Genomic DNA, 20,714 nt, shown 5'->3' on the forward strand with positions numbered 1-20,714 from the left:
GCGTCGTTACAATACGACGCCTTTTTTAATTCCTCATTCCCCGAAGGATTCCGATGAAACGCGCTCTCCCCGTACTTGCGTCGCTTGCGGCGCTGCTTGCCGTTCCCGGTCTTCACGCCGAGGAAATCGCCAGCGTCAACACGAATTTCCGGTTTACCGGCTCGGATCGCGTCTCGGTCGAAGCCTACGACGACCCGGCAGTCGCGGGCGTCACGTGTTACGTCTCCCGCGCGCGCACGGGCGGGGTTAAAGGAACGCTTGGAATAGCCGAAGACCCGTCTGAAGCATCGATAGCCTGCCGCCAGGTCGCGCCGATCAGGATCGATGCGCCACTCAAGCAGAAATCCGATGTATTCTCGGAACGTATGTCGTTCATTTTCAAGACGTTGCACGTGGTGCGTATTGTCGATGCCAAGCGTAATACGCTGGTTTATCTGACATACAGCGACCGGATTACGACCGGGAGCGCGAAGAACAGCGTGACAGCGGTACCCATGCCCGCCGGTACGACAATTCCCGTCAAATAAGACGGGAGCACCGCTTGGCCGGTCTTTGACCTGACAGTTGAAAGCTGGCCTAAAGTTTTTCCCTCCCCGCGCCGATATAAAGACGAACGGCCGTCGCCCTCATGGCGACGCCGACTGTCTTCCCGCGCCGGCTCAACCCGGCCAACGGGATCGGGAACCGGGAAACATCATGGGTCAGATCACCCTTTCATTTAAAGACGAAACGATCGCGGCGCTACGCCGCGACTTCGAGACGTTGATTCGTCTGTCGCTCAAGTTCGACCCGCAATTCGTCACGCCTACGTTCGAGGATTTCCTGCGGGCAAAACTGCTCGACAACCCCACGCCGCTTACCGAACTGGCCGTCCAGCGAATGCTGCAGAACGGTCAGTACGCATGGGCGAAACGTGCGCTCGACAAGGAATTCCCGGACGTCGTCGAAATGATGATGCGTCAAGCCGCTGAACACGGTTTCGGCTTCGCGGTGCGCTCGGACTGGAAACCGGACGATCTGGTGAAGGCGTCACGCGCGTGGGCCACGGCTATCGTGACCGAAGCGAACGGCGACCCGGCACAGATCGACACGCTCGCGTCCCAGATCAAAGCGGCAGCATCGGACATTCAGGAGCTGGAGATGAAAATGCAGACGCCCGCATGGCGTCTCGCCGATTCACTGCGTCAACGCGTGTACGAAACCAAGATTGCGACCGAACACAGTGTGGGATCGACGTCGCGCGAGAAGCTCGGTGAACTGCGCTGCCTGCTGCGCCTCGGCATGTTTCATGGCTCGATTTCAAAGCAGGAAGCGCAGCAAGTGCTCGAGCAGTTACGCATGATCAAGCCGGAGATTTTTATTGAAGAGCCGTACGACGGTTTCACCCGCTTCGGCAACTGGCTGCGTACGATCTTTACGCCCGAGCGCAAAATGCCGAAGCCTTCGCGCGCGGAACGTTGAGTTTGAGCCGCTTCATTCCCACATCTTCTTGAGCCGCGCGGCGATATCGACTTTCGCCTTCGCCGCAGCGGCTAGCCCCGCCGCCGTCGGCGCGCTGGGCTCAGGAACCGGCGGCCACGCGCACGCTTCGAACTGCGGCATCAGATGCGCGGGAATGAAACGCGTACGCGCCGCCCAGATATGCCGGTCACCCATATGCGTCTGGTTGTGCACGTAGAAACGCTGCGGTGTGACAATGTGCAAGTCCTCTTTCGCACGCGTCATGGCGACGTATAACAGCCGCCTTTCTTCATCGATTTCCTCGTCGCTGCCCGTGCCCATATCGGATGGAATGCAGCCATCCACACCATTGAGCACGAACACGTTCTTCCACTCCTGGCCCTTGGCCGAATGGATGGTCGAGAGAATCAGATAATCCTCGTCGATGAGCGGCACACCCGATTCGTCGCTGGTGGCATCGGGCGGATCGAGCGTCAGTTCGGTGAGAAAACGCTCGCGCGTGGGATAAGTGGACGCGATGCTTTCCATCTGCAACACGTCGCCATGACGAATTGACGCGTCTTCGTGATTGCGCTCCAGATGCGGTTCGTACCAGCGCCGGATCATCTCGAATTCAGCGGGCCAGCCGCTTTCGCGCGCGCACACCTTCGACATCATCGCGACGAGCACCGGCCAGTCCTCGCTCGCGCGCAACGGCGCGGCGAATGCGGCCAACGCGGCCGGCGTCTCGCCGCGCTCCGCCACCTGATCGAGTGCACGGCCGGCGATGGCAGGCCCAACCCCCGGCAGCAACTGCAGCACGCGAAACCCGGCCACGCGGTCCCGCGGGTTCTCGCCCCAGCGCAATACCGCCAGCACGTCCTTGACGTGAACGGAGTCGAGGAATTTCAGGCCGCCGAACTTCACGAACGGAATGTTGCGCCGCGTGAGTTCGATTTCGAGCGCGGCGCTATGATGCGCGGCGCGAAACAGCACCGCTTGCTGCTTGAGCGTCATACCGCCTTCACGCGCCTCCAGCACCTGCTCGACGACATAACGCGCCTGATCGGCTTCATCGGCCACCGAGACAAGGCGCGGCCGTTGCGCCGATGCCTTGTCGGTCCACAAGTTCTTCGTATAACGTTCGGCGGCGAGACCGATCACCGCATTCGATGCCGCGAGAATGGGCTGTGTCGAACGGTAATTACGCTCCAGCGTCACGCATTTCGCGGGCGGATTGAAGTGATTCGGGAAGTCGAGGATATTACGCACCGTCGCGCCGCGAAACGAATAGATGGACTGGGCGTCGTCGCCGACGACCGTCAGGCCGCGGCCGTCGGGTTTCATCGAAAGCAGGATGGACGCCTGTAGCTTGTTCGTGTCCTGGTATTCATCGACGAGCACGTGGTCGAAACGACTCGACAGATCCGCGGCAATGGACGGCTCGGCGGCAAGATGCGACCAGTACAACAACAAGTCGTCGTAGTCGAGCACGCTTTGCTGCTGCTTCGCGTTGACGTACGCGGCGAACAACCGGCGCAGGTCGTCTTCCCATTCGCGACACCACGGGAACGCCTGGTCGAGCACGGCGGCAAGCGACACGCCGGTGTTGACCACGCGCGAGTAGATGGCGAAGCACGTGGATTTGGCCGGAAAGCGCTTTTCTTTCGCCGATAACCCGAGTTCATGCCGCACGAGGTTCATGAGATCGGCGGAATCCTCGCGGTCGTTGATGGTGAACGACGGCGATAACCCCACGAGATCCGCGTAATCGCGTAACAAACGCGCGCCCACGCTATGGAAGGTGCCCGACCAGGTGAGGCCTTGCGCGATCACGCTGCGGTTACCCAGAGCGTTCACGGCGATACGCGTCACGCGCCGGGTCATCTCGCTGGCTGCGCGCCGCGAAAACGTCAGCAGGAGGATCCTGTGCGGGTCCGCGCCCTTCACCAGCAAATGTGCCACGCGATGCGCCAGCGTATTCGTCTTGCCCGATCCCGCCCCGGCGATCACCAGCAGCGCGCCGGCCGGGTCGCCCGCGTTCGACGCCTGCGTGCCGTACTCGACCGCCTCGCGCTGCGCGTCATTCAGTTTGGTCAGATACGACGCGATGTCCTCCCGCGCCGGCTTGGGCGCGAGATCGTCGTCGGTGGCGGAGTTGAGCGTGAGCACGTCGTGTGGCTTTAAAAAAGGGTGACGCACACTGTATATCCATACAACTCTTCCACGCAAGCGACTGATGCAGCAGGCTTTTGGCCCTATAAAATAAATGACCCGGTGGGCTTGCGCGCACCGGGCCATCGTCACTTCCCTACAGCGGAACTTGTCGCGAATCAGTCTGCTTTCTTCGCGTTTTTCAGGTTCGCATCGGCGGCGGCTTGATCTGCCTTTGACTGCGCTTCCGTCTTTTTCTTGTCCGCCTTGGCCTGCGCTACATTCGCATCCTTGTCCGCTTTGGTCTGCTTCTTCGCTGCTTTCGTGTCGGCGTGCGTAGGTTCCGCGGTGGTCTGCGTCTGCGCAACCGAAACGGTCGCGGCGGTCGCGAATACACCCGCGAGTAACGCAGCACATAAACGCTTCGTGGTCGTAGTCATGAATTCCTCCTTGCTGCGGCCCGCTTAAGGGGCAGCGTTCTATTCATCGCGCTGAAAACTTAGTGCTGCAGGCCGGTATCCTTCGGACCGTCCGGCTCGGTGGCCTTGAGTTCGTCGTTGGCGGTCTGCTTGTCGGCCTTCTTGTTGATCTTTGCGTTGCGCACCTGCTCCTTGTATTGCGCCTTCGCTTCCTTGTTTGTCGCCTTCAAATCCTGCTTCGATGCCTTCTTCGACGCCTTGTATTCAGCGTTAGCCTGCGCGTTGGCATTGCGCTTCACGACCAGCGGATCGGTCGGCGCCGGTGCGACGATATTCTGCGGCGGCGGCGCGGTTTGCGTGGACGGCGCGGACATCTGGCCGGCGTCGGCGGCGGAAGGCTGCGCGGTCTGCGCGAACGCGGATGCGGACAGACCCATGGCGGCAAAAGCGGTACCCAACAGCATTTTCCTGACTTGCGACATGTTCATTTCCTCTCTGGCAGTTTTTTATTCGGGTGGCCGATTGCAATCATCGCAACCAGCCGCGACGCCCAGGCGATGTATGTTGTGTCCTCAAACACCGCGCTTGGAGCACAGCGCCGCAAATACCCGTCTACACTTCCGGTGACCGGCATGAACGCTCAAAAAAACGCGCCGATCACTCTGACTGACCCGGCGCCGGACGCTGGAGTTCGCTGAAACGCGTCATTGTTACCGAAGGTTTCACTTCCTGACATATTGCAAACAGCCGAACGCCCGATATCCGGGAGTTGGTGCTGTAGACGCACGTCGCGTGCCCGGCTGGTTTATCATGGGCGCCCTTTCCGCCCCCATCCTGCGAAGAACGCTCACATGCCGCGCCTCGAATTCACGCTCACGGGCGACTACGTCGAACTGCACAACCTGCTCAAGCTGATGGGCCTGGCCGATAGCGGCGGCTCGGCGAAAGCACGCGTCGCCGAGGGCGAGGTGAAGGTCAATGGCAAGATCGAGTTGCGCAAGACGTGCAAGATCCGCGCGGGCCAGACCGTGGTTATCGAAGACACCACGATCAAGGTTCTCAAGCCGAAATGATCCACCTGTGCGCGATCTGGACAACGTTAAATACCGCGCCGTGATCGACATAAGCGCGATCAAGCAATAAGCTAGACGGCTTTCGTTCCCTTTCGCCGCTTTCAGCTTGTTGACGGTTGAAGCCAGCTTTTCAAGTTGGCGTGCCTCAAAACCGAGATTCCAAGCTGAGATTCGAAGCCGGGTTTCATAGCTGAAATTCATAGCAGAAATTCAAAGCGGAGCTTCACGCCCAAAAGCTGAAGCGCGGCCGGAACGAACGGGCGATGCAGGACCGGTAACGGTTTGCTGCATCGCCCGTTGCCGTTTTTGCACGGTTTTTGCCGTGCAGCAAAGTATCCAGATAATCCGCCATGCCATCCAGAATGATCCGCGCGAACGCGCCGCCAAGCCTTTCCCGTCACGCCGTCGATACCGCCAGGCTCGCCGCGCCGCTCGCCATCTCGCAACTGTCGCAAATGGCGATGGGCGTCACCGACACCATCCTGCTCGGCTCGCTCGGCCCCGATTCCCTCGCGGCCGGCGGCCTGGGCGCCAACCTGTTCTTCGTGGTCGTGGTGCTGCTGCAAGGTGTGCTGACGTCGGTGAGCGTATCGGTGTCGCATGCGCGCGGCGCGAACAACGATCACCTCGTGCCGAACATCTACTGGACCGGGCTGGTGCTGTCGCTGCTGCTCGCGATCCCCGCATTCACGCTGCTGAGCTTCGCCGAACCGATCCTGCTCGCGTTCCACGAACCCGCCATGCTGGCCAAGAACGTCGGCGAATATTGCGCGATCCTGCGCTGGGGTGCGCCCGGCAGCCTGATCGGGATCGGCATGATGCGCGCGTTCCTGCCGGCTATCGGTGCGGCGAAGCGGCTGCTGTGGGTATCGATTGGCGGCGTGTTCGTGAACGGCTTTCTCAACTACGGACTGATTCACGGCGCCTACGGCCTGCCCGAACTCGGCTTTCTCGGCTCGGCAGTCGCGACCACGATCACCGTCTGGACGACGGCGCTGGTGCTGATCGCGTTCCTGCATTTGCGGCCGCGTTACAAACATTTTGTGGTGGCGTCGCGGCCGCGCCTGCCGCTGATGGGTGAACTGTTTGGCATCGGCTGGCCGGTCGCGATCACCTACGGCGTCGAATCCACCCTGTTTCTTGCCACCGGCATGACCGTCGGCACGCTCGGGGAAGCACCGCTCGCCGCGCACCAGATCGCGCTGAACGTGGCGTCGGTGGCGTTCATGGTGCCGCTGGCTATTGGCCAGGCAGCGAACGTGCGCGTCGGCTACTGGATCGGCGCAGGACAGCCTCTGGCCGCGCGCCACGCCGGGTTCGTGGCGATCGCGCTGGGCGTCGCGTTCATGGCGATGTCGGGCTGCGTGCTGGTGCTGGCGCCGCACGCGATCGTCGGGCTATATCTCCATCTCGATGACCCGAAGAACGCCCAGACCGTTGCGCTGGCCGCGTCGTTGCTAGGCGTGGCGGCGGTGTTCCAGATTGTCGACGGCATGCAGACGGTCGCGTCGGGCGTGCTGCGCGGGCTGAAGGACACGCGCGTCCCCATGCTCGCGGCGGCGCTCGGTTATTGGGGCATCGGCTTTCCGACGGGCTACATGCTGGCGTTTCACTTCAACGGCGGCACGAAAGGTTTGTGGTGGGGCCTGGCTGCGGGACTAGCGAGCGTCGCGGTACTGATGACCCTTCGCTTCGATCGCATGAGCCGCCGTCTGGTCACGCGCGGCGCAGTTGAACCCGGCAAATCCGGGCAGGCGCCCCAGCATACGGCCTGAAGCAGTGGCTACGGATCTTCGGTTGCCACGGTTGTCGCGGTTTCCGCAGCATAAGTTAAGCAGACATTGTTGGTTGGAATCGGAGCGGCGTGGAGATACGATCAAGCCGTCTCCTTGAGATTCATCCAGTAACAGGGGTATTAGGCCCGCTTCGTCGAAGCGGGCTTTTTTTCGTCCGTGCATCGCCAATCACGCGGTTCCTCGCGGCCTCGAATCCAGCGTTCAACGGCTCGATGTTGGCCTTGAGACAAGCCACGAGCAACCACCTCACCGCCGCCCCACTTTTTCGCAAATCGACCCATCCCCCGTGTCCGTAGCCGATTTCCCATAAAATAACCGCGCATGATCCTTGGCGTACTCCCGAGATCCGGCGCTACACGTGGCCACTGCGCGCGCAACAACCGCAAGCAGTTCAGAAAAATCGCTCGGGCAAACAAGAGGAATGGACGTGTCGGAATGCAGCAGGCAGTTATCCCGGTCATCAAGCTGGTCGTCGACGCGGCCATCCACGCGGTCATCAATATCCAGGGCCGCACAAGGCCGGCACTCCAGCAGCCGCACGGGGTGGACGCAAGCCGCACAGGTTTCATCCCAGCCGATCCCCCCAACGCGAGGCCGCACGCCACTGCTGTCGCGCGGCCTCGCGTTCGCCGCCGCCGCGCTCACGGCGCTGACACTCGCCGCCTGCGCCACGCGTCCGCCCGCAACCGCGTTCGACCGGCCCGCCACGCACGCGCTCTCCGCCACCGCCGATACCCCCTTGCGCACCGCGCTCCTGCCGAAAGAAGCTGGTCATCCGGACGAGTCCGGCGTGCGTCTGCTTCCCACCGGCACCGAGGCGCTGCAGGCCCGCATCGCACTCGCTCGCGCGGCGACCAAGACGCTCGACATGCAGTACTACATCGCGAACGAAGACAACACGGGCAAGCTGCTGCTCGGCGCGGCGCTTTACGCGGCGGATCGTGGAGTCAAGGTGCGCATGCTCGTCGATGACCTGAATTTCAAGGATATCGACCAGATCATGGCCGCGCTGAATTCGCATGACAACATCGATATCCGCGTGTTCAATCCGTTCGGCAGCGCGACACAAAGTTTCGGTGAACGCACGCGCAACCTGTTCACGAAGGTCGATCATTTCACGCGCCGGATGCACAACAAGGCCATGATCGCGGACAACCAGATCGCGATCGTGGGCGGCCGTAATCTCGGCGATGAATACTTCAGCGCGAGCGCGACCCTGCAGTTTCGCGACCTCGATGTGTTCGTGGCGGGACCGGCGACGCAAAAGATATCGGCGAGTTTCGACGATTACTGGAACAGCTCGATTGCGTATCCGCTGCGCGCGCTGAACAAGCAAAAATTCGATCCCGCCGATCTCGACAAGACCCGCGACGACCTGCGCCAGCACTGGAAAGATCAGGCCGATCCGCTGAACGCCAAGCCGCTCAATGCTACGCCGATCGCCCAGCAGATTGCACAGGATGGGCTGGGCCTGACCTGGACGCGCACGGAGTTCGTTGCTGACTCACCGGTGAAGATCGAGCATCCCGACAAGGACTACAAAAGCCCGCCCATGCAGCGCCTGGTCGAGCTGGCGAACCAGGCACATAGCGAGGTGCTGATCATTTCGCCGTATTTCGTGCCGCACGACGCAGGCGTGAAGGCGCTTGCCGCCCTCACGGCGCGCGGCGTGAAGGTGAAAGTGCTGACCAATTCGCTGGCGGCCACCGACGCCGTCGCGGTCCAGGCAGGCTACGCGCCGTATCGCGTGCCGATGCTTACGGCCGGCGTAGAGTTATACGAGTTCAAGCCAGTGCAGGCAGAGGGCGACCGCCGCCGGCCGCGCACCGGCCTGTTCGGCTCGCAATCGCGCGCAAGCCTGCATGCCAAGGCTTATATGATCGATCGCAGTATCCTTGTGATTGGGTCGATGAATCTGGACCCGCGCTCGGCGTCGCTCAACACGGAACTCGCGCTGGTGATCTACAACCAGAAAATCGCGAGCGAAGCCGCGCAATTGTTCGATGCCGGCACTGCGCCGGCGAGGGCGTATCGTGTGGAACTCGCTTCGCCCGCGGTGCTTGCGGGCCTGAAGAACGCCGGTTCGCCGATCTCCCCGCTCATCTGGACCACCGAGGACGACGGTCAGGTGCGTACCTACAATTTCGACCCGCTAGCGGGCCTTTACCGCAATGTGTTGACGGGTCTGTTCATGCTGCTGCCCGTCGACTCGCAGCTTTGAATTTTTAGATTCTGAAATGTGCAGGCAAACCCCGATTCAAACCCGAACCTGAAGCAAGCCGAAGGAGCATGAAGCCATGACGGACGACGTAAGACTCGAGAAGGACACTTTCGGCGAAATCGCCGTGCCGAACGCAAAACTCTGGGGCGCACAAACGCAGCGTTCCCTGCAGAACTTCAAGATTTCGAGCGAGAAACAATCGCCTGAACTGATCGATGCGCTCGCGATCGTGAAGCGGGCATCGGCGGAAGTGAATGCCGAACTGAAGGTGCTCGCCGCCGATAAAGCGCAGGCGATCATCGCGGCTGCCGACGAAATCCTGGCGGGCAAACATCCCGATGAATTCCCGCTCGCCGTGTGGCAAACGGGTTCCGGCACGCAGACCAACATGAACCTCAACGAGGTGATTGCGAACCGGGCCAGCGAGTTGATGGGCGGCGTGCGTGGCGAAGAACGCAAGGTGCATCCGAACGATGACGTGAATCGCGGGCAATCGTCGAACGATGTGTTCCCGACCGCGATGCACATTGCCGCCGCGGTCGCGATCACGAAACATCTCGTGCCGTCGCTCAAGACCTTGCGCGAAACGCTCGATAAAAAATCGAAGGCGTTCGATTCAATCGTGAAAATCGGCCGCACGCATTTGCAGGACGCAACGCCGCTTACGCTTGGGCAAGAGTTTTCGGGTTATGTCGCGCAACTTGACCAGGGCATCCGGCACGTTGAATCGACCTTGCCGCATCTGTATCAACTGGCGTTGGGCGGCACGGCGGTCGGCACGGGGTTGAACGCGCATCCCGAGTTTGCGGTGAAGGTCGCTGGCGTGATCGGGAAGCTGACCGGCTTGCCGTTCGAAACCGCGCCGAACAAATTCGAAGTCATGGCCGCCGCCGACGCGCTCGTGTTCGCGCACGGCGCGCTGAAGACCATCGCGGCGAGCTTGATGAAGATCACCAACGACATCCGCTGGCTGGCGAGCGGACCGCGTTGCGGACTGGGAGAGTTGTCGATTCCGGAAAACGAGCCGGGCAGCTCGATCATGCCGGGCAAGGTCAATCCGACCCAATCCGAAGCCGTCACCATGCTGTGCTGCCAGGTGTTCGGCAATGACGTGGCGGTGAATATCGGCGGGGCGAGCGGCAATTTCGAACTCAACGTCTTCCGCCCGATGATCGCGCACAACGTGCTGCAATCGGTGCGTCTGCTGGCCGACGGCGCGCAAAGTTTCAACGATAACTGCGCGGTCGGGATCGAGCCGAACGAGTCGCGGATCGAGAGCTTGTTGAATGAGTCGCTGATGCTCGTGACGGCGCTCAATCCGCATATCGGCTATGACAAGGCCGCGAAGATCGCGAAGAAAGCGCACAAGGAAGGCACGACCCTGAAAGCGTCCGCGCTGGCGCTTGGGTTTGTGACCGAAGCCGAATTCGACGAGTGGGTGAAGCCGGAAGAGATGGTGGGGAAGAAGTAACGTCAGGATAGGGAGCAGCGGTTGACGGGTTCATCGCCTATCAACCGCTGTGGCCAGGTATCGTCTTTCTTGTCGTCCTGCTTATCGTCCCGATATTTTTTGGGCAACCAGGAAGTCCAGCCCGATCGCATGCTCCACGAGCGCCTTGCCCGAATCCTCAAAAATGTGACGCAGGCGTGTGCTCGTCTCTTCCAACGAAACATCGGCATTTCCCACCTGCAGCTTGAGGCCGGTCGCAGCCAGCGAACGTGAAACGCGTGCAATCAATTCGTCGATATCCCCGGCAAGCGCTTTTGCCGGATCGGCCTTTGCATACAGCGACGCGAGCATCAATTGATCCAGTACGCTGATACCCGCACCTCCACCCTGCCGGGGCGACGCCAACGCCCCCAAAGCCTCACCCCGTTCAGCCTTCGCCAGCAACAAGGCATTTAAGCGGTCAGCCGTCGTTCGAGGCTGTACCGCGCCGTAGCGCACGAACGTTTCACCAACCGCTATCGACAAACGAAGTAGCTTCAAGATGGCGTCGAGCGTGAGCCCCGCAAACTCGGGCGCATCGAAAACCTGCGCCAAAGTCATGTCCGCGCCATGCAACAGATCAAAGAGCGGTTTGTGAAAGGTGTCGCTGCGCGTGAGCGTGGCGTGTTCCAGGGCCACCGCCGTTTTGTATGGGACAGCCGGATTCCCCCACAAATGGATGTGTTCAGCCTGTTCGCGCAGGCGGAGATCACTCAGAGGCGCTTTTCCACGCACGAAGATGTCCGAGCGGAACCTGCGGTTCGCGAAGTAGTCACGAAGCTCTTCGGCTTCGATGGGATCGGTCACCGTCTCCAGCATTTCCCGCTGCTGTTCTCCCAGCCATCCCACCGGGGACATGTAGGCGAAACGCGCGCTGCCGGCGAAGCTGAGCTTCGCTCCGGCCATCTCGCGCACGATGTCGGTGAAGTAAAACGGCGTCCACTTCTCGTGCAGATACTCGTGGACGAGGTAACGTTCATCGTGGTTGTCGAAACCCTCGACCCGGCCCAGCGAATCCGGGTTGCGCTTAAAGTGCAGCGCGTCGAGATTCACCATCTTCCTGGCAAACTCGGACGCCTGGGTCCACGCGGCGTTTCCTCCGTCGGCTCCCAGCATCAGCAAGCGTTGCAACGGCAGCACCTGTGCACAACCCACCATCGCGTTGTAGCTCACCTGGACGACACCGCCCGGCTTCAAATACCGTGTCAGGAATCTCATGATCTGCGCACGGGTTTCGTCCGAAATCCACGAGACGATGCCGTGCATGGTGATGTAGTCGAACAAGGGCAATTCGACCTTCCCCTGCGCGAGATCATCGAAACTGTTCTCCAGCAAGGTGAGATTCGACAAGCGGGCTTCGTTGCGTATGGACGAAGCAGCGAGCACGTGCAAGGGATTGAAATCGCACGCGTAGAAGTCGCCGGCGGGATGAGTTGCGGCAAGAATCAGGGACGTCAGGCCTTGGCCGAACCCAAGCTCGCAATAGGTGAATTTTTCGAGGGACGGTGGCGATACGCGCTGCATCGCGAGGCAGGCATTCAGGAAGGTCGGGCTCTGTTCATGATAGTAGTCGGTCGTGTAGGCAACCGAATTGTTGTAGCCGGCCGTCCAGTTCATGGTGTTTCCTCATTTCATGTTGGGTATTTGCGTGTTCAGCCGGTCGGCGGCCTTTTTCGCACTGCGCCGAACTATGCCGATAACGCATACATTCATGAATGAGAAACGTCTTATTTGTTTGTTTCGTTTTTCGATATAACGCCGTCGACGGTCGATTCGCGGCTACGTACGGATTTTTACGCCACTTGCGAGCGCCAAGGCTCGCCGCCATTTTGTAGTTATACTAATAATCTGGTTGTTCGCAACGACATAGCTATGGCACGGTACGCCGCGCCGGCGAATCTTCCCGCCAGCGCCCTTCTCCGCTTTTAAACCTTCCCGGCCGCCACTTCTTCCGGCTTCAATTCCACGATCGCGTCCAACGCGTCCTTGACGTCCATCGCATATTTCGCCAACCGCTTTTGCTCATCCGTCACCGGCACGAACGAAGGAACCGGCACGGGTTTGCCCTCTTCATCGACGGCGACAAACACCATCAGGCAATCCGTGGTCTGTTGCAGCACGCCACTCTTCGGATCGCCCGCGTGCACCGATATATGCAGATGCATGCTCGTGCGCCCCGTTGCCACCACGCGCGCGCGCAATTCGACCAGATTGCCCACCAGGATCGGCCGGCGAAAACGGATATTGCCCACGCTAACCGTCACGCAATAGCGCCCGGACCAGACTGCGGCGCACGCGTAAGCCGTTTCGTCCATCCACTTCATCAGCGCGCCGCCGTGAACCTTGCCGCCGAAATTGACGGAAGTCGGCTCGGCTAGAAAACGAAACGTGGTTTCGGACCGATCGGTGATCGGGGCATCGTTGGATTGAGGGATGGGCGCTGCAGTATTCATGTAGATATAAGGCAAGCTGGACGGGCCTGCCCGGTAAGTGGAGTTGCCGAATTATACGAGTCTCAAAAAACGCTCGCCGCCCTGCTCCGGCGAGCCTGGACACACTTCGGCACACTTGTGCGGCTACTTGCGCACGGAAATGCCCTCGTCGACCACCCCGTACATGGTGATGCCGCTCGACCCGCTTGCTGACGGCGACCCGCCTGACGCTCCCGCACAACCTGCACACGCCGCCACAAGCAGCGTTGCTATCAAAATTTTAATCATGAGAGTCCCCTGCACAACCTTCACTCAACGCGAGACATCATTCTAGCGCGGGGCTTGCACAGCGCTCTGATGAGTTCCTGCCCTGAATCGATACTTCACGTTACGATGAAACATCGCATGCGCCAAGCCGCTAAAGTAGAGCTAATCCAAGGAGGCTGCGATGACGCTCGATCACGACGATGCACGCCCGTTTCCCGGCTTATCGCGCATAGGCGCACTGCTCGCGGACCCCGGCCGCGCCGCCATGCTGTGGTCGCTGATGGACGGCACCGCCCGGCCTGCCGGCGAACTCACGATGATCGCCGGCATCTCGCCATCCGCCGCCAGCGGGCACTTCGCCCGGCTCGTCGAGAGCGGGCTGCTGGCGCTCGAAGTGAGCGGACGGCACCGGTATTACCGCATTGCAACACCCGATATCGCGATGGCGATTGAAGCGCTGGCTAATCTGGCGCAAGCCAGCGCGCCGCTGCGGGAAGCGGCTCAGGCGCATCGGCCTGCGCATCGGCCGGCGTCCGCCGTACCGCTCGACATGCGTTATGCGCGGACGTGTTACGACCATCTCGCGGGTGAACTGGCTGTGCGTCTGTTCGACCGCATGCTGACATCGAAGTGGCTGGAAGTCGTGCAGGGCGCACAAGGCGGCGTGGCGGCCGGCTCGAAGCGGCCCGGCCCCACCGCGCTCGATGCAACACCGCAAGGAATCGATGAATTTTCTCGGCTCGGTATTGATCTCACGGAGCAGAAAGCACGGCGGAGACGGTTCGCCTGCACGTGCATCGACTGGAGCGAACGCCGGCCGCATTTGGGCGGTGCGCTAGGCGCAGCGTTCCTCGATGCATGCGCAAAACACGGCTGGCTTGAAACAACCGCCAAGCGGCGAGTCCTGCGAGTCACACCCGCCGGCGAGCGGCATTTCGCCGCCGTACTTACTGGCGTCTAGCGGCATGGAACCGACATAGCACCACACATGGTCACGGCCATTCAGACCGGGAACCCAACCTGGCGCAATGATTACCCGATGAATACCTGATGGGCGCGTTCGAACTGCGCGACGGCGTACCGAAGGTAAAGAGAGGCAACACGGCGACGCCCGATGCAATCGCCGCGATGAGCCCTGATTGGCTGCTCGATTACAGGGGCATCCGGCTCAACGGCCCGAAGGCAGACGGCGATGTTCAACATCCGATGCCCAACATCACTACGCCTTGATGTTTTAAAGGGCACGCCCCCCCGGTTTTGGATAATCAACCAGATTCGGGACGCGCAAAGTCCTTTTAAACGGCGATCGGCGCCTTGATGCCCGGATGATATTGATACCCTTCGATCACGAAGTCTTCGTATTGGTAATCGAAGATGGATGCGGGTTTTCTCGCCAGTTCGAGCTTCGGCAGCGGATACGGCTCACGGCTCAATTGCAGGTCCACCTGCTCCAGATGGTTCAGGTAGATATGGCAATCGCCACCGGTCCAGACTAACTCCCCCACATCCAGATCGCATTGCTGCGCGAGCATGTGCGTGAGCAGCGCATAACTCGCAATATTGAACGGCGTGCCCAGGAACACGTCCTGGCTGCGGCAATACAGCAGACAGCTCAGCTTGCCTTCGTTCACGTAGAACTGCGCGAGGCAATGACACGGCGCCAGCGCCATCCTGCCGGCACGGGCGTTATCGACGGGCGACATGGACTCGTCCGGGAAATCCGCCACGTTCAAGGCAGTCAGCATCAACCGACGCGAGTTGGGCCGCGTCTTGATCTGATGCACGAGCGCGCTCACCTGGTCGACCACCGTGCCGTCGCTCTTGGGCCAGAAGCGCCATTGATGGCCGTACACCGGACCGAGATTGCCGTTTTCATCGGCCCATTCGTCCCAGATGGTCACGCCGTTGTCGTTCAGATACTTGATGTTCGTATCGCCGTTCAGGAACCACAGCAGCTCGTAGACCACGCTCTTCATGTGGATGCGCTTGGTCGTGACGATCGGAAACCCCTCCGCCAGATCGAAACGCAATTGACGGCCAAACGTGCTGATCGTCCCCGTGCGGGTCCGGTCCATCTTGCGAGCGCCGCGTTCGAGAATGTCTTTGAGCAGTTCTTGGTACTGGATCATGAGGAGGATCGTGTGTAAAAGGAGGACGTGCCGCTATTCTGGCAGAACATTTCCGCGCGCCCGCCGCGCACTTTCGCGCCAGATTCCTCCAGCCATGGAAAACGCGGGAAAATCTGGAAAACGCAGCCGCCGATAAAACCAAACCACGATTTTACCAAGCGCTGGCGGGCGAGGTGGGAAGGCGTCTTGCGAGGGACAAATGCGGACGATCCGCGGCGTTCCAGCGAACCCCGGGCATGAATGTATCAAGCAGAGACTTGGCCGGCCGACGAGCGACCGTCAAACGCGGCCCTTAGCCGCGCGTGACGTGCTCCGTCGGTGCATCAACTTCAATGTGCCGCATGCCATGCGCGCTCAGAAGGCGGTACAGCGTGACCCGCGAAATACCGAGTTCCTGCGCGGCGTCGCCAAGACGTCCGCGATGGCGCAGCAAAGCGAGTTCGATAGCCTGCCGTTCCGCAGCCTCCCGTGCCTGCGCGAGCGACACCGGCGCCACTTCCACGTATTCGCCGAGCTCAAGATCACGCGCACTGATCTGGCGCCCTTCCGACATCACGATAGCGCGGCGCACGCGATTGATCAGCTCACGCACATTACCCGGCCAGCCATAGTTATGAATTGCCGCAATGGCATCGGGCGCGAAACCGCGCAGACGCCGGCTCGCGTCCTTCTTGAAGCGGTCCAGCATGTGCTTGGCGAGCAACTCGATGTCCTTGCCACGTGCCCGCAGCGGCGGTTCATCGATTTGCAGCACGCACAGACGGTGATACAGGTCGGCACGGAACCGCCCTTCGATCATGGCCGTCTGCATATCCACGTGGGTGGCCGAAATAATGCGCACGTCCACCGGCGTTGACCCATGTCCGCCAAGCCGTTCAACCTTGCGCTCCTGCAGGAAACGCAACAGGCTTGCCTGGCTTTCGAGGGGCAAGTCGCCGATTTCATCGAGGAACAGCGTGCCGCCGTTAGCCGCTTCCACGCGGCCGATCTTGCGTTGATTCGCGCCGGTAAACGCACCGCGCTCATAACCGAACAATTCCGATTGCAACAGGTGCGCGGGAATGGCGCCGCAATTGATGGCGACGAACGGCTGCTCGCGCCTGACCGAACGTTCGTGAATGGCGACTGCGGTGAGCTCTTTGCCGGTGCCCGATTCGCCCGAGATGAACACAGGCGCGTCGGTCATGGCGACCTTGCGGATGGAGCGGAACAACGCGAGCATGGCGTCGCACGAACCGACCATCTCGCCTTCGGCGCGGCCGTCGCGCGCATCGTTCGATGCGTTCTCGTGCAACGCCACCATTCCATACGCATGGCCGACCGCGTCCACGACGCGATCATTCGATGTGGGTAAGGTGACGTAGTCAAAGCAGTAGTCGCGAATCAGCCGGCGCACGGCCGCATCTTCGAGTTGACCTGTCACGGTGGCCGCGACCCAGCCGACATTGGTCAGCGTCAGCGACGCCTCGAGCGCCGCGAGTTCGTGAGCTTCAAAGCTGCTCGACAGATCCAGCAAGCCACCGGTTGCCAGGTCGTTACGAAGCCATCGGCGTGCGTCCTTCGCGTTCGATACCACCTCTATATGCCAGCCCCTTTCCTCAAACCGGGCACACAAAGGCGCGCTCGGGTCACGAGTCACGTAGATTAGTTGCCGCCGAGCGACTTCCATTGTTCTGATCCTTTCGTCAACGGTCGTTGAAAAGGTCGCGCCGGTAATTGCCCTCAACCACGCTGCAGACGTCGAAGACTCGCATGCCCCAAGCGAACGGTCATTCGGAAAACTGCAAACGGTGAAACCCCGGAAGCGACGAGTGCTGTCGCGCGGTTCTATGCGAACCTGTTTTGTTTCAGATGCTGTTTTTGAGAGACTACTATAAAGCGAATACTTCGAAAACAAATATCCGCAACAATGTCTGCACATTGCTCCTGAAGCACGGCCACTGTGCGTTTCAACAACGAAGCCCAGTTTTAATAAGCGGTTTGCAAATAGCTTAAATAAGACGATAGCATTTACGCAATTTTTGATAAAAATGACAGTTAACCGTCTATCGTTTCAATCATGAAACGTTTTTGCCTTTTTCCCGATTCAGTTTTTCAGTTAGCTTGCCGCTCGCTCAATAACACCAACGGAATGCGTGCGATGGCATATGTTTCGCTAAATGACAGTGAATCAGGGAGACCGCCATGGAAAGCACCGGCCGCGTCGTCAAACGAGAAAATACTGCAACAGCACATAAGATTGCTGTCATTAGTGCCGCGTGTTTTCTACTGGGCAGCTTAGCCGACAACGTTTGCGCACAAAATGCCGCAAACGAGGATCGCGTGATCCAGCCCACGTCCCCGGCCGTAATGTCCGGATATGAAACATTCGTGACCCGGCCAAATCCGCCAGCCATTTTTATGGAAAGAAAAATTGGAAGCGCCGACGCTGGCGAAGCGGCATCGAACGAGCGCATTATTGTTAATCCTGCAATGGAACGGGAACAGCCCGCATCGGTTCAACCCATTGCATCGGCGCCGCTTGCGGTGCAGGCCGACACCACGCTTGAAAAAGTCACGGCGACGACGGAGGAGTCGCCGGCCACCGCGCACACGACCAGCGTCACGCTTTGGGATGAGATCTCGCCGCCGGTGCCGGCTCCCGTTCCCGTCGATGCAGCCACCCGCGTCACACCGGGGGACGTCGCGAGCTCGGGCAGCCAGAGGACGCAGTAGCCGGGAATTTGCGAACCAGTGCAAAGCAAGTCGTCTGAAGAACGATCGCAAGATACGCGATGCAGCTACGCAACAACACAGATAACAGGATTTGAACGACACGCCGGACAGTAGGACACTTAACGTATTGCTCAGCGAGCAGCGAGGCTGCGTGATCGCGGTACGTGGGCGTGCCGCGCAATTACGCGAGGAACGCATCTGCGGGCTTCAGCGCTTTACGCAGGGGCTTACGCAAGGGCTTTACGCAGCTCCCGTTCGACGGTCGTATGGAATCGACAGCGCATGCATCGCCGTGTCCGCCAAGACACCGTTTGCGCCCGCTGCAAAAAGGAGATCGCCCGTGCTCGAATCCGCCCCCGTCTCGCTACCCGCGTCGGGTAAAGATGCACTGGGTTCAATGCTGCCAATGAGCACCGTACCGGCCAGCGCCTTGGCCGCGCCGGGTTTCTCCGGTATGCAGGGCCTCCCGATCGTTCCAATCATCCCGACGCCCCATGCGGCGTCTGCTGTCCGTAACCTGCTCTACATCGCACAGGCGCCGAATGAGACGCTGGTCACGTACTTGAAGAGCCTTGGCTGGAAGGTATCGGCGGGTACGCTCGCCACCCAGGCCAGCGTGCTTAAAACTGATACGCCAGTAGCCGGTATTGTCGATATGACCAGCTTTTCGGCGCGCGAACTGGCCGTGCTCGAGCCCGCCCTGCGTCATCAGCGAGCCGGCTGGATCGCCCTTACCGACGACATCCACCTCGCAGACCCGGTCGTCTGTCACTTGATTCGGCACTACTGTTTCGACTTCGTGAAAGGCCCGGCCGCACACGCGACAATAGGCTATCTGGTCGATCACGCGTACGGCATGGTGAGCCTCGGCGACATCGACCTCGCCGATACCCCGACCGTGTTCGGCGACGAGCAGATGGTCGGCACCTGCGAGGCCATGCAGCAGCTCTTTCGCACCATCCGCAAGGTCGCGAACACCGACGCCAATGTGTTCATCACCGGCGAATCGGGGACCGGCAAGGAATTGACGGCCGTGGCTATCCACGAACGCTCGCCGCGCCGCAAGGGCCCGTTCGTCGCGATCAATTGCGGCGCGATCGGTAATCACCTGATCCAGTCCGAACTGTTCGGCTACGAGCGCGGTGCGTTCACGGGCGCGAACCAGCGCAAGATCGGCCGGGTGGAAGAAGCCGATGGCGGTACGCTCTTCCTCGATGAAATCGGCGACCTGCCGCTCGACAGCCAGGTGCATTTGCTGCGTTTCCTGCAGGAACGCAAGATCGACCGGCTGGGCGGTCATGATCCCATCGCCGTTAACGTGCGGGTCATTTCCGCGACCCACATCGACCTGGAAGCCGCCATGGCCAGTGGCCGGTTTCGTACCGATTTATTCCATCGGCTATGCGTGCTGCGCGTGGACGAACCGCCGCTGCGGGCGCGCGGCAAGGACATCGAGATTCTCGCGCTGCACGTGCTGCACAAGTTCAGGAGCGACGGCAGGCGCAAGATCATCGGCTTTGCACCGTCGGCGATCGAAGCGATGTACAGCTACGCCTGGACCGGCAACGTGCGCGAGATGATCAACCGCGTGCGGCGCGCGATCGTGATGGCGGAGAACAAGCTGATCACCGCCGACGACCTCGGGCTCGGTCACTGCACGGGCATTGAATCGACCACGCTGGCCGCTGCCCGCGATGCCGCCGAGAAGCGCGCGATCGAACTGACGTTGCTGCGGCATCGGCACAAGCTCAGCGAGGCGGCGGCGGAATTGGGGATCTCGCGGGTGACGTTGTACAGGCTGATGGTCGCGCATGGGTTGCGCGGCGCGGCGATGGTGAATGGCGCGGACGCGGGGTGAGAAGGCTCGCGGCGTCGGGTGTCGGGTGTCGGGTGTCGGGTGTCGGGTGTCGGGTGTCGGGTGTCGGGTGTCGGGTGTCGGGTGTCGGGTGTCGGGTGTCGGGTGTCGGGTGTCGGGTGTCGGGTGTCGGGTGTCGGGTGTCGGGTGTCGGGTGTCGGGTAGAATCTGCGGCTTGAGTTATCTCGAAGCCGGATACGGATCTCCACACCATGACGACGCTGACCCTGATCGTCGCTCGCGCGCGCAACGGCGTGATCGGACGCAACAACCAATTGCCCTGGCGCTTGCCCGAAGACCTCGCGTTCTTCAAACGCACGACGATGGGCGCGCCCATTGTGATGGGACGCAAGACGCATGAGTCCATTGGGCGGGTGTTGCCGGGGCGGCGAAATATAGTCGTGTCGCGTGACGCCCATCGCCGCTTCGACGGCTGCGATACGGTGACCCGGCTTGCCGATGCGTTGGAACTGGCCGCACGGGACAACGCCGGCGAAGCGTTCCTGATCGGTGGCGCGGAGTTGTTTCGCGAAGGGTGGCCGCTCGCGCACAAGCTGATTTTGACTGAGATCGATGCCGATTTTCCCGGGGACATTTCCATTGACCCGCCCGATGCAGCCGTCTGGAAAGAGGTTTCGCGGGAGACGCATCACGCGGCGGCGCCGAACGATTTCGACTATTCGTTCGTGGTTTACGAGCGCCGCACGGCGTAGCTTCAGATTTC

Annotated in this window: 20 protein-coding genes; 11 read left to right on the plus strand and 9 right to left on the minus strand. The window is 60.7% G+C overall.

Annotation, left to right across the window (positions count from 1 at the left end):
- Nucleotides 1-53 precede the first annotated feature (53 nt).
- The gene (locus ACSQ8V_RS13575; protein WP_213769025.1) at nucleotides 54-527 is read left to right on the plus strand and encodes a CreA family protein; all 474 of its coding nucleotides are present in this window, start codon (nucleotides 54-56) and stop codon (nucleotides 525-527) included.
- 169 nt (nucleotides 528-696) lie between these two features.
- Nucleotides 697-1,461 carry a DUF4088 family protein gene (locus ACSQ8V_RS13580; protein ID WP_213769024.1) on the plus strand — a complete coding sequence of 255 codons (765 nt, stop codon included), beginning with the start codon at nucleotides 697-699 and terminating at the stop codon, nucleotides 1,459-1,461.
- Between the two features lie 12 nt (nucleotides 1,462-1,473).
- Here ACSQ8V_RS13580 and ACSQ8V_RS13585 read toward each other — a convergent pair whose 3' ends face one another.
- From ACSQ8V_RS13585 to ACSQ8V_RS13595, 3 genes are all read right to left on the minus strand, one after another.
- A complete protein-coding gene (locus tag ACSQ8V_RS13585; RefSeq protein ID WP_436206654.1) occupies nucleotides 1,474-3,552 on the minus strand; it encodes an ATP-dependent helicase in 2,079 nt (692 codons plus the stop codon).
- A gap of 221 nt (nucleotides 3,553-3,773) precedes the next feature.
- Nucleotides 3,774-4,034 (minus strand): hypothetical protein, encoded by a 261-nt coding sequence (locus tag ACSQ8V_RS13590; RefSeq protein WP_213769022.1) that lies wholly within the window; start codon nucleotides 4,032-4,034, stop codon nucleotides 3,774-3,776.
- Between the two features lie 59 nt (nucleotides 4,035-4,093).
- Nucleotides 4,094-4,495, minus strand: a complete 402-nt coding sequence (locus tag ACSQ8V_RS13595; protein WP_436206655.1) for a hypothetical protein — start codon at nucleotides 4,493-4,495, stop codon at nucleotides 4,094-4,096.
- 369 nt (nucleotides 4,496-4,864) lie between these two features.
- Between ACSQ8V_RS13595 and ACSQ8V_RS13600 the strand changes: the two genes are divergently transcribed.
- The gene (locus ACSQ8V_RS13600; protein WP_213769020.1) at nucleotides 4,865-5,086 is read left to right on the plus strand and encodes an RNA-binding S4 domain-containing protein; all 222 of its coding nucleotides are present in this window, start codon (nucleotides 4,865-4,867) and stop codon (nucleotides 5,084-5,086) included.
- Between the two features lie 223 nt (nucleotides 5,087-5,309).
- On the opposite strand, the gene ACSQ8V_RS13605 is transcribed toward ACSQ8V_RS13600, so the two are convergent.
- Nucleotides 5,310-5,438 (minus strand): hypothetical protein, encoded by a 129-nt coding sequence (locus ACSQ8V_RS13605; protein ID WP_436206015.1) that lies wholly within the window; start codon nucleotides 5,436-5,438, stop codon nucleotides 5,310-5,312.
- On the opposite strand from ACSQ8V_RS13605, the gene ACSQ8V_RS13610 reads away from it, so the two are divergent.
- The 3 genes from ACSQ8V_RS13610 (at nucleotide 5,437) to fumC (ending at nucleotide 10,574) form a co-directional block, all read left to right on the plus strand.
- Nucleotides 5,437-6,861: an MATE family efflux transporter gene (locus tag ACSQ8V_RS13610; protein ID WP_436206016.1), complete on the plus strand. Its 1,425-nt coding sequence runs from the start codon at nucleotides 5,437-5,439 to the stop codon at nucleotides 6,859-6,861. The genes ACSQ8V_RS13605 and ACSQ8V_RS13610 overlap by 2 nt on opposite strands.
- A 625-nt stretch (nucleotides 6,862-7,486) precedes the next feature.
- Nucleotides 7,487-9,103 (plus strand): phospholipase D family protein, encoded by a 1,617-nt coding sequence (locus ACSQ8V_RS13615; protein ID WP_436206656.1) that lies wholly within the window; start codon nucleotides 7,487-7,489, stop codon nucleotides 9,101-9,103.
- 76 nt (nucleotides 9,104-9,179) lie between these two features.
- Entirely contained in the window at nucleotides 9,180-10,574 is a 1,395-nt protein-coding gene (gene fumC / locus ACSQ8V_RS13620) for a class II fumarate hydratase (protein WP_436206017.1), read from the plus strand.
- Between the two features lie 81 nt (nucleotides 10,575-10,655).
- Here fumC and ACSQ8V_RS13625 read toward each other — a convergent pair whose 3' ends face one another.
- The 3 genes from ACSQ8V_RS13625 to ACSQ8V_RS13635 all read right to left on the minus strand — a co-directional run bounded on the left by ACSQ8V_RS13625 (nucleotide 10,656) and on the right by ACSQ8V_RS13635 (nucleotide 13,312).
- On the minus strand, nucleotides 10,656-12,209 hold the full coding sequence (locus ACSQ8V_RS13625) for a class I SAM-dependent methyltransferase (protein ID WP_436206018.1): 1,554 nt from the start codon (nucleotides 12,207-12,209) through the stop codon (nucleotides 10,656-10,658).
- Nucleotides 12,210-12,517: 308 nt separating this feature from the next.
- On the minus strand, nucleotides 12,518-13,045 hold the full coding sequence (locus ACSQ8V_RS13630; RefSeq protein ID WP_218627507.1) for an acyl-CoA thioesterase: 528 nt from the start codon (nucleotides 13,043-13,045) through the stop codon (nucleotides 12,518-12,520).
- Between the two features lie 123 nt (nucleotides 13,046-13,168).
- A complete protein-coding gene (locus ACSQ8V_RS13635; RefSeq protein ID WP_436206019.1) occupies nucleotides 13,169-13,312 on the minus strand; it encodes a hypothetical protein in 144 nt (47 codons plus the stop codon).
- A 160-nt stretch (nucleotides 13,313-13,472) separates the two neighbouring features.
- On the opposite strand from ACSQ8V_RS13635, the gene ACSQ8V_RS13640 reads away from it, so the two are divergent.
- Both ACSQ8V_RS13640 and ACSQ8V_RS13645 read left to right on the plus strand, forming a co-directional pair.
- On the plus strand, nucleotides 13,473-14,252 hold the full coding sequence (locus ACSQ8V_RS13640) for an ArsR/SmtB family transcription factor (RefSeq protein WP_436206020.1): 780 nt from the start codon (nucleotides 13,473-13,475) through the stop codon (nucleotides 14,250-14,252).
- Nucleotides 14,253-14,341: 89 nt separating this feature from the next.
- On the plus strand, nucleotides 14,342-14,521 hold the full coding sequence (locus ACSQ8V_RS13645; protein WP_436206021.1) for an alkyl sulfatase C-terminal domain-containing protein: 180 nt from the start codon (nucleotides 14,342-14,344) through the stop codon (nucleotides 14,519-14,521).
- Nucleotides 14,522-14,586: 65 nt separating this feature from the next.
- Here the strand turns inward: ACSQ8V_RS13645 and ACSQ8V_RS13650 are convergent, their stop codons facing one another.
- A complete protein-coding gene (locus ACSQ8V_RS13650) occupies nucleotides 14,587-15,420 on the minus strand; it encodes a thymidylate synthase (RefSeq protein WP_436206022.1) in 834 nt (277 codons plus the stop codon).
- A 292-nt stretch (nucleotides 15,421-15,712) separates the two neighbouring features.
- The gene (locus tag ACSQ8V_RS13655) at nucleotides 15,713-17,089 is read right to left on the minus strand and encodes a sigma-54 dependent transcriptional regulator (RefSeq protein WP_158940049.1); all 1,377 of its coding nucleotides are present in this window, start codon (nucleotides 17,087-17,089) and stop codon (nucleotides 15,713-15,715) included.
- Nucleotides 17,090-17,604: 515 nt separating this feature from the next.
- Here ACSQ8V_RS13655 and ACSQ8V_RS13660 point away from each other — a divergent pair.
- The 3 genes from ACSQ8V_RS13660 (at nucleotide 17,605) to ACSQ8V_RS13670 (ending at nucleotide 20,703) form a co-directional block, all read left to right on the plus strand.
- A complete protein-coding gene (locus ACSQ8V_RS13660; RefSeq protein ID WP_436206023.1) occupies nucleotides 17,605-18,135 on the plus strand; it encodes a hypothetical protein in 531 nt (176 codons plus the stop codon).
- Between the two features lie 454 nt (nucleotides 18,136-18,589).
- Nucleotides 18,590-19,993, plus strand: coding sequence for a sigma 54-interacting transcriptional regulator (locus ACSQ8V_RS13665; protein WP_436206657.1), 1,404 nt, complete (start codon nucleotides 18,590-18,592; stop codon nucleotides 19,991-19,993).
- Between the two features lie 209 nt (nucleotides 19,994-20,202).
- The gene (locus ACSQ8V_RS13670; protein WP_436206024.1) at nucleotides 20,203-20,703 is read left to right on the plus strand and encodes a dihydrofolate reductase; all 501 of its coding nucleotides are present in this window, start codon (nucleotides 20,203-20,205) and stop codon (nucleotides 20,701-20,703) included.
- The last annotated feature ends 11 nt before the right edge of the window (nucleotides 20,704-20,714 follow it).

Origin of the sequence: Caballeronia sp. LjRoot31 (assembly GCF_964253885.1) — a bacterium.
Taxonomy (GTDB): Bacteria; Pseudomonadota; Gammaproteobacteria; order Burkholderiales; family Burkholderiaceae; genus Caballeronia.

Excerpts from the sequence above, each read along its gene's own strand:
- ACSQ8V_RS13575 (WP_213769025.1), top strand. The coding sequence starts at position 54 with ATGAAACGCGCTCTCCCCGTACTTGCGTCGCTTGCGGCGCTGCTTGCC.
- ACSQ8V_RS13580 (WP_213769024.1), top strand. The coding sequence starts at position 697 with ATGGGTCAGATCACCCTTTCATTTAAAGACGAAACGATCGCGGCGCTA.
- ACSQ8V_RS13590 (WP_213769022.1), bottom strand. The coding sequence starts at position 4,034 with ATGACTACGACCACGAAGCGTTTATGTGCTGCGTTACTCGCGGGTGTA.
- ACSQ8V_RS13595 (WP_436206655.1), bottom strand. The coding sequence starts at position 4,495 with ATGTCGCAAGTCAGGAAAATGCTGTTGGGTACCGCTTTTGCCGCCATG.
- ACSQ8V_RS13600 (WP_213769020.1), top strand. The coding sequence starts at position 4,865 with ATGCCGCGCCTCGAATTCACGCTCACGGGCGACTACGTCGAACTGCAC.
- ACSQ8V_RS13610 (WP_436206016.1), top strand. The coding sequence starts at position 5,437 with ATGCCATCCAGAATGATCCGCGCGAACGCGCCGCCAAGCCTTTCCCGT.
- ACSQ8V_RS13605 (WP_436206015.1), bottom strand. The coding sequence starts at position 5,438 with ATGGCGGATTATCTGGATACTTTGCTGCACGGCAAAAACCGTGCAAAA.
- fumC (WP_436206017.1), top strand. The coding sequence starts at position 9,180 with ATGACGGACGACGTAAGACTCGAGAAGGACACTTTCGGCGAAATCGCC.
- ACSQ8V_RS13625 (WP_436206018.1), bottom strand. The coding sequence starts at position 12,209 with ATGAACTGGACGGCCGGCTACAACAATTCGGTTGCCTACACGACCGAC.
- ACSQ8V_RS13630 (WP_218627507.1), bottom strand. The coding sequence starts at position 13,045 with ATGAATACTGCAGCGCCCATCCCTCAATCCAACGATGCCCCGATCACC.
- ACSQ8V_RS13635 (WP_436206019.1), bottom strand. The coding sequence starts at position 13,312 with ATGATTAAAATTTTGATAGCAACGCTGCTTGTGGCGGCGTGTGCAGGT.
- ACSQ8V_RS13640 (WP_436206020.1), top strand. The coding sequence starts at position 13,473 with ATGACGCTCGATCACGACGATGCACGCCCGTTTCCCGGCTTATCGCGC.
- ACSQ8V_RS13645 (WP_436206021.1), top strand. The coding sequence starts at position 14,342 with ATGGGCGCGTTCGAACTGCGCGACGGCGTACCGAAGGTAAAGAGAGGC.
- ACSQ8V_RS13650 (WP_436206022.1), bottom strand. The coding sequence starts at position 15,420 with ATGATCCAGTACCAAGAACTGCTCAAAGACATTCTCGAACGCGGCGCT.
- ACSQ8V_RS13655 (WP_158940049.1), bottom strand. The coding sequence starts at position 17,089 with ATGGAAGTCGCTCGGCGGCAACTAATCTACGTGACTCGTGACCCGAGC.
- ACSQ8V_RS13660 (WP_436206023.1), top strand. The coding sequence starts at position 17,605 with ATGGAAAGCACCGGCCGCGTCGTCAAACGAGAAAATACTGCAACAGCA.
- ACSQ8V_RS13665 (WP_436206657.1), top strand. The coding sequence starts at position 18,590 with ATGCAGGGCCTCCCGATCGTTCCAATCATCCCGACGCCCCATGCGGCG.
- ACSQ8V_RS13670 (WP_436206024.1), top strand. The coding sequence starts at position 20,203 with ATGACGACGCTGACCCTGATCGTCGCTCGCGCGCGCAACGGCGTGATC.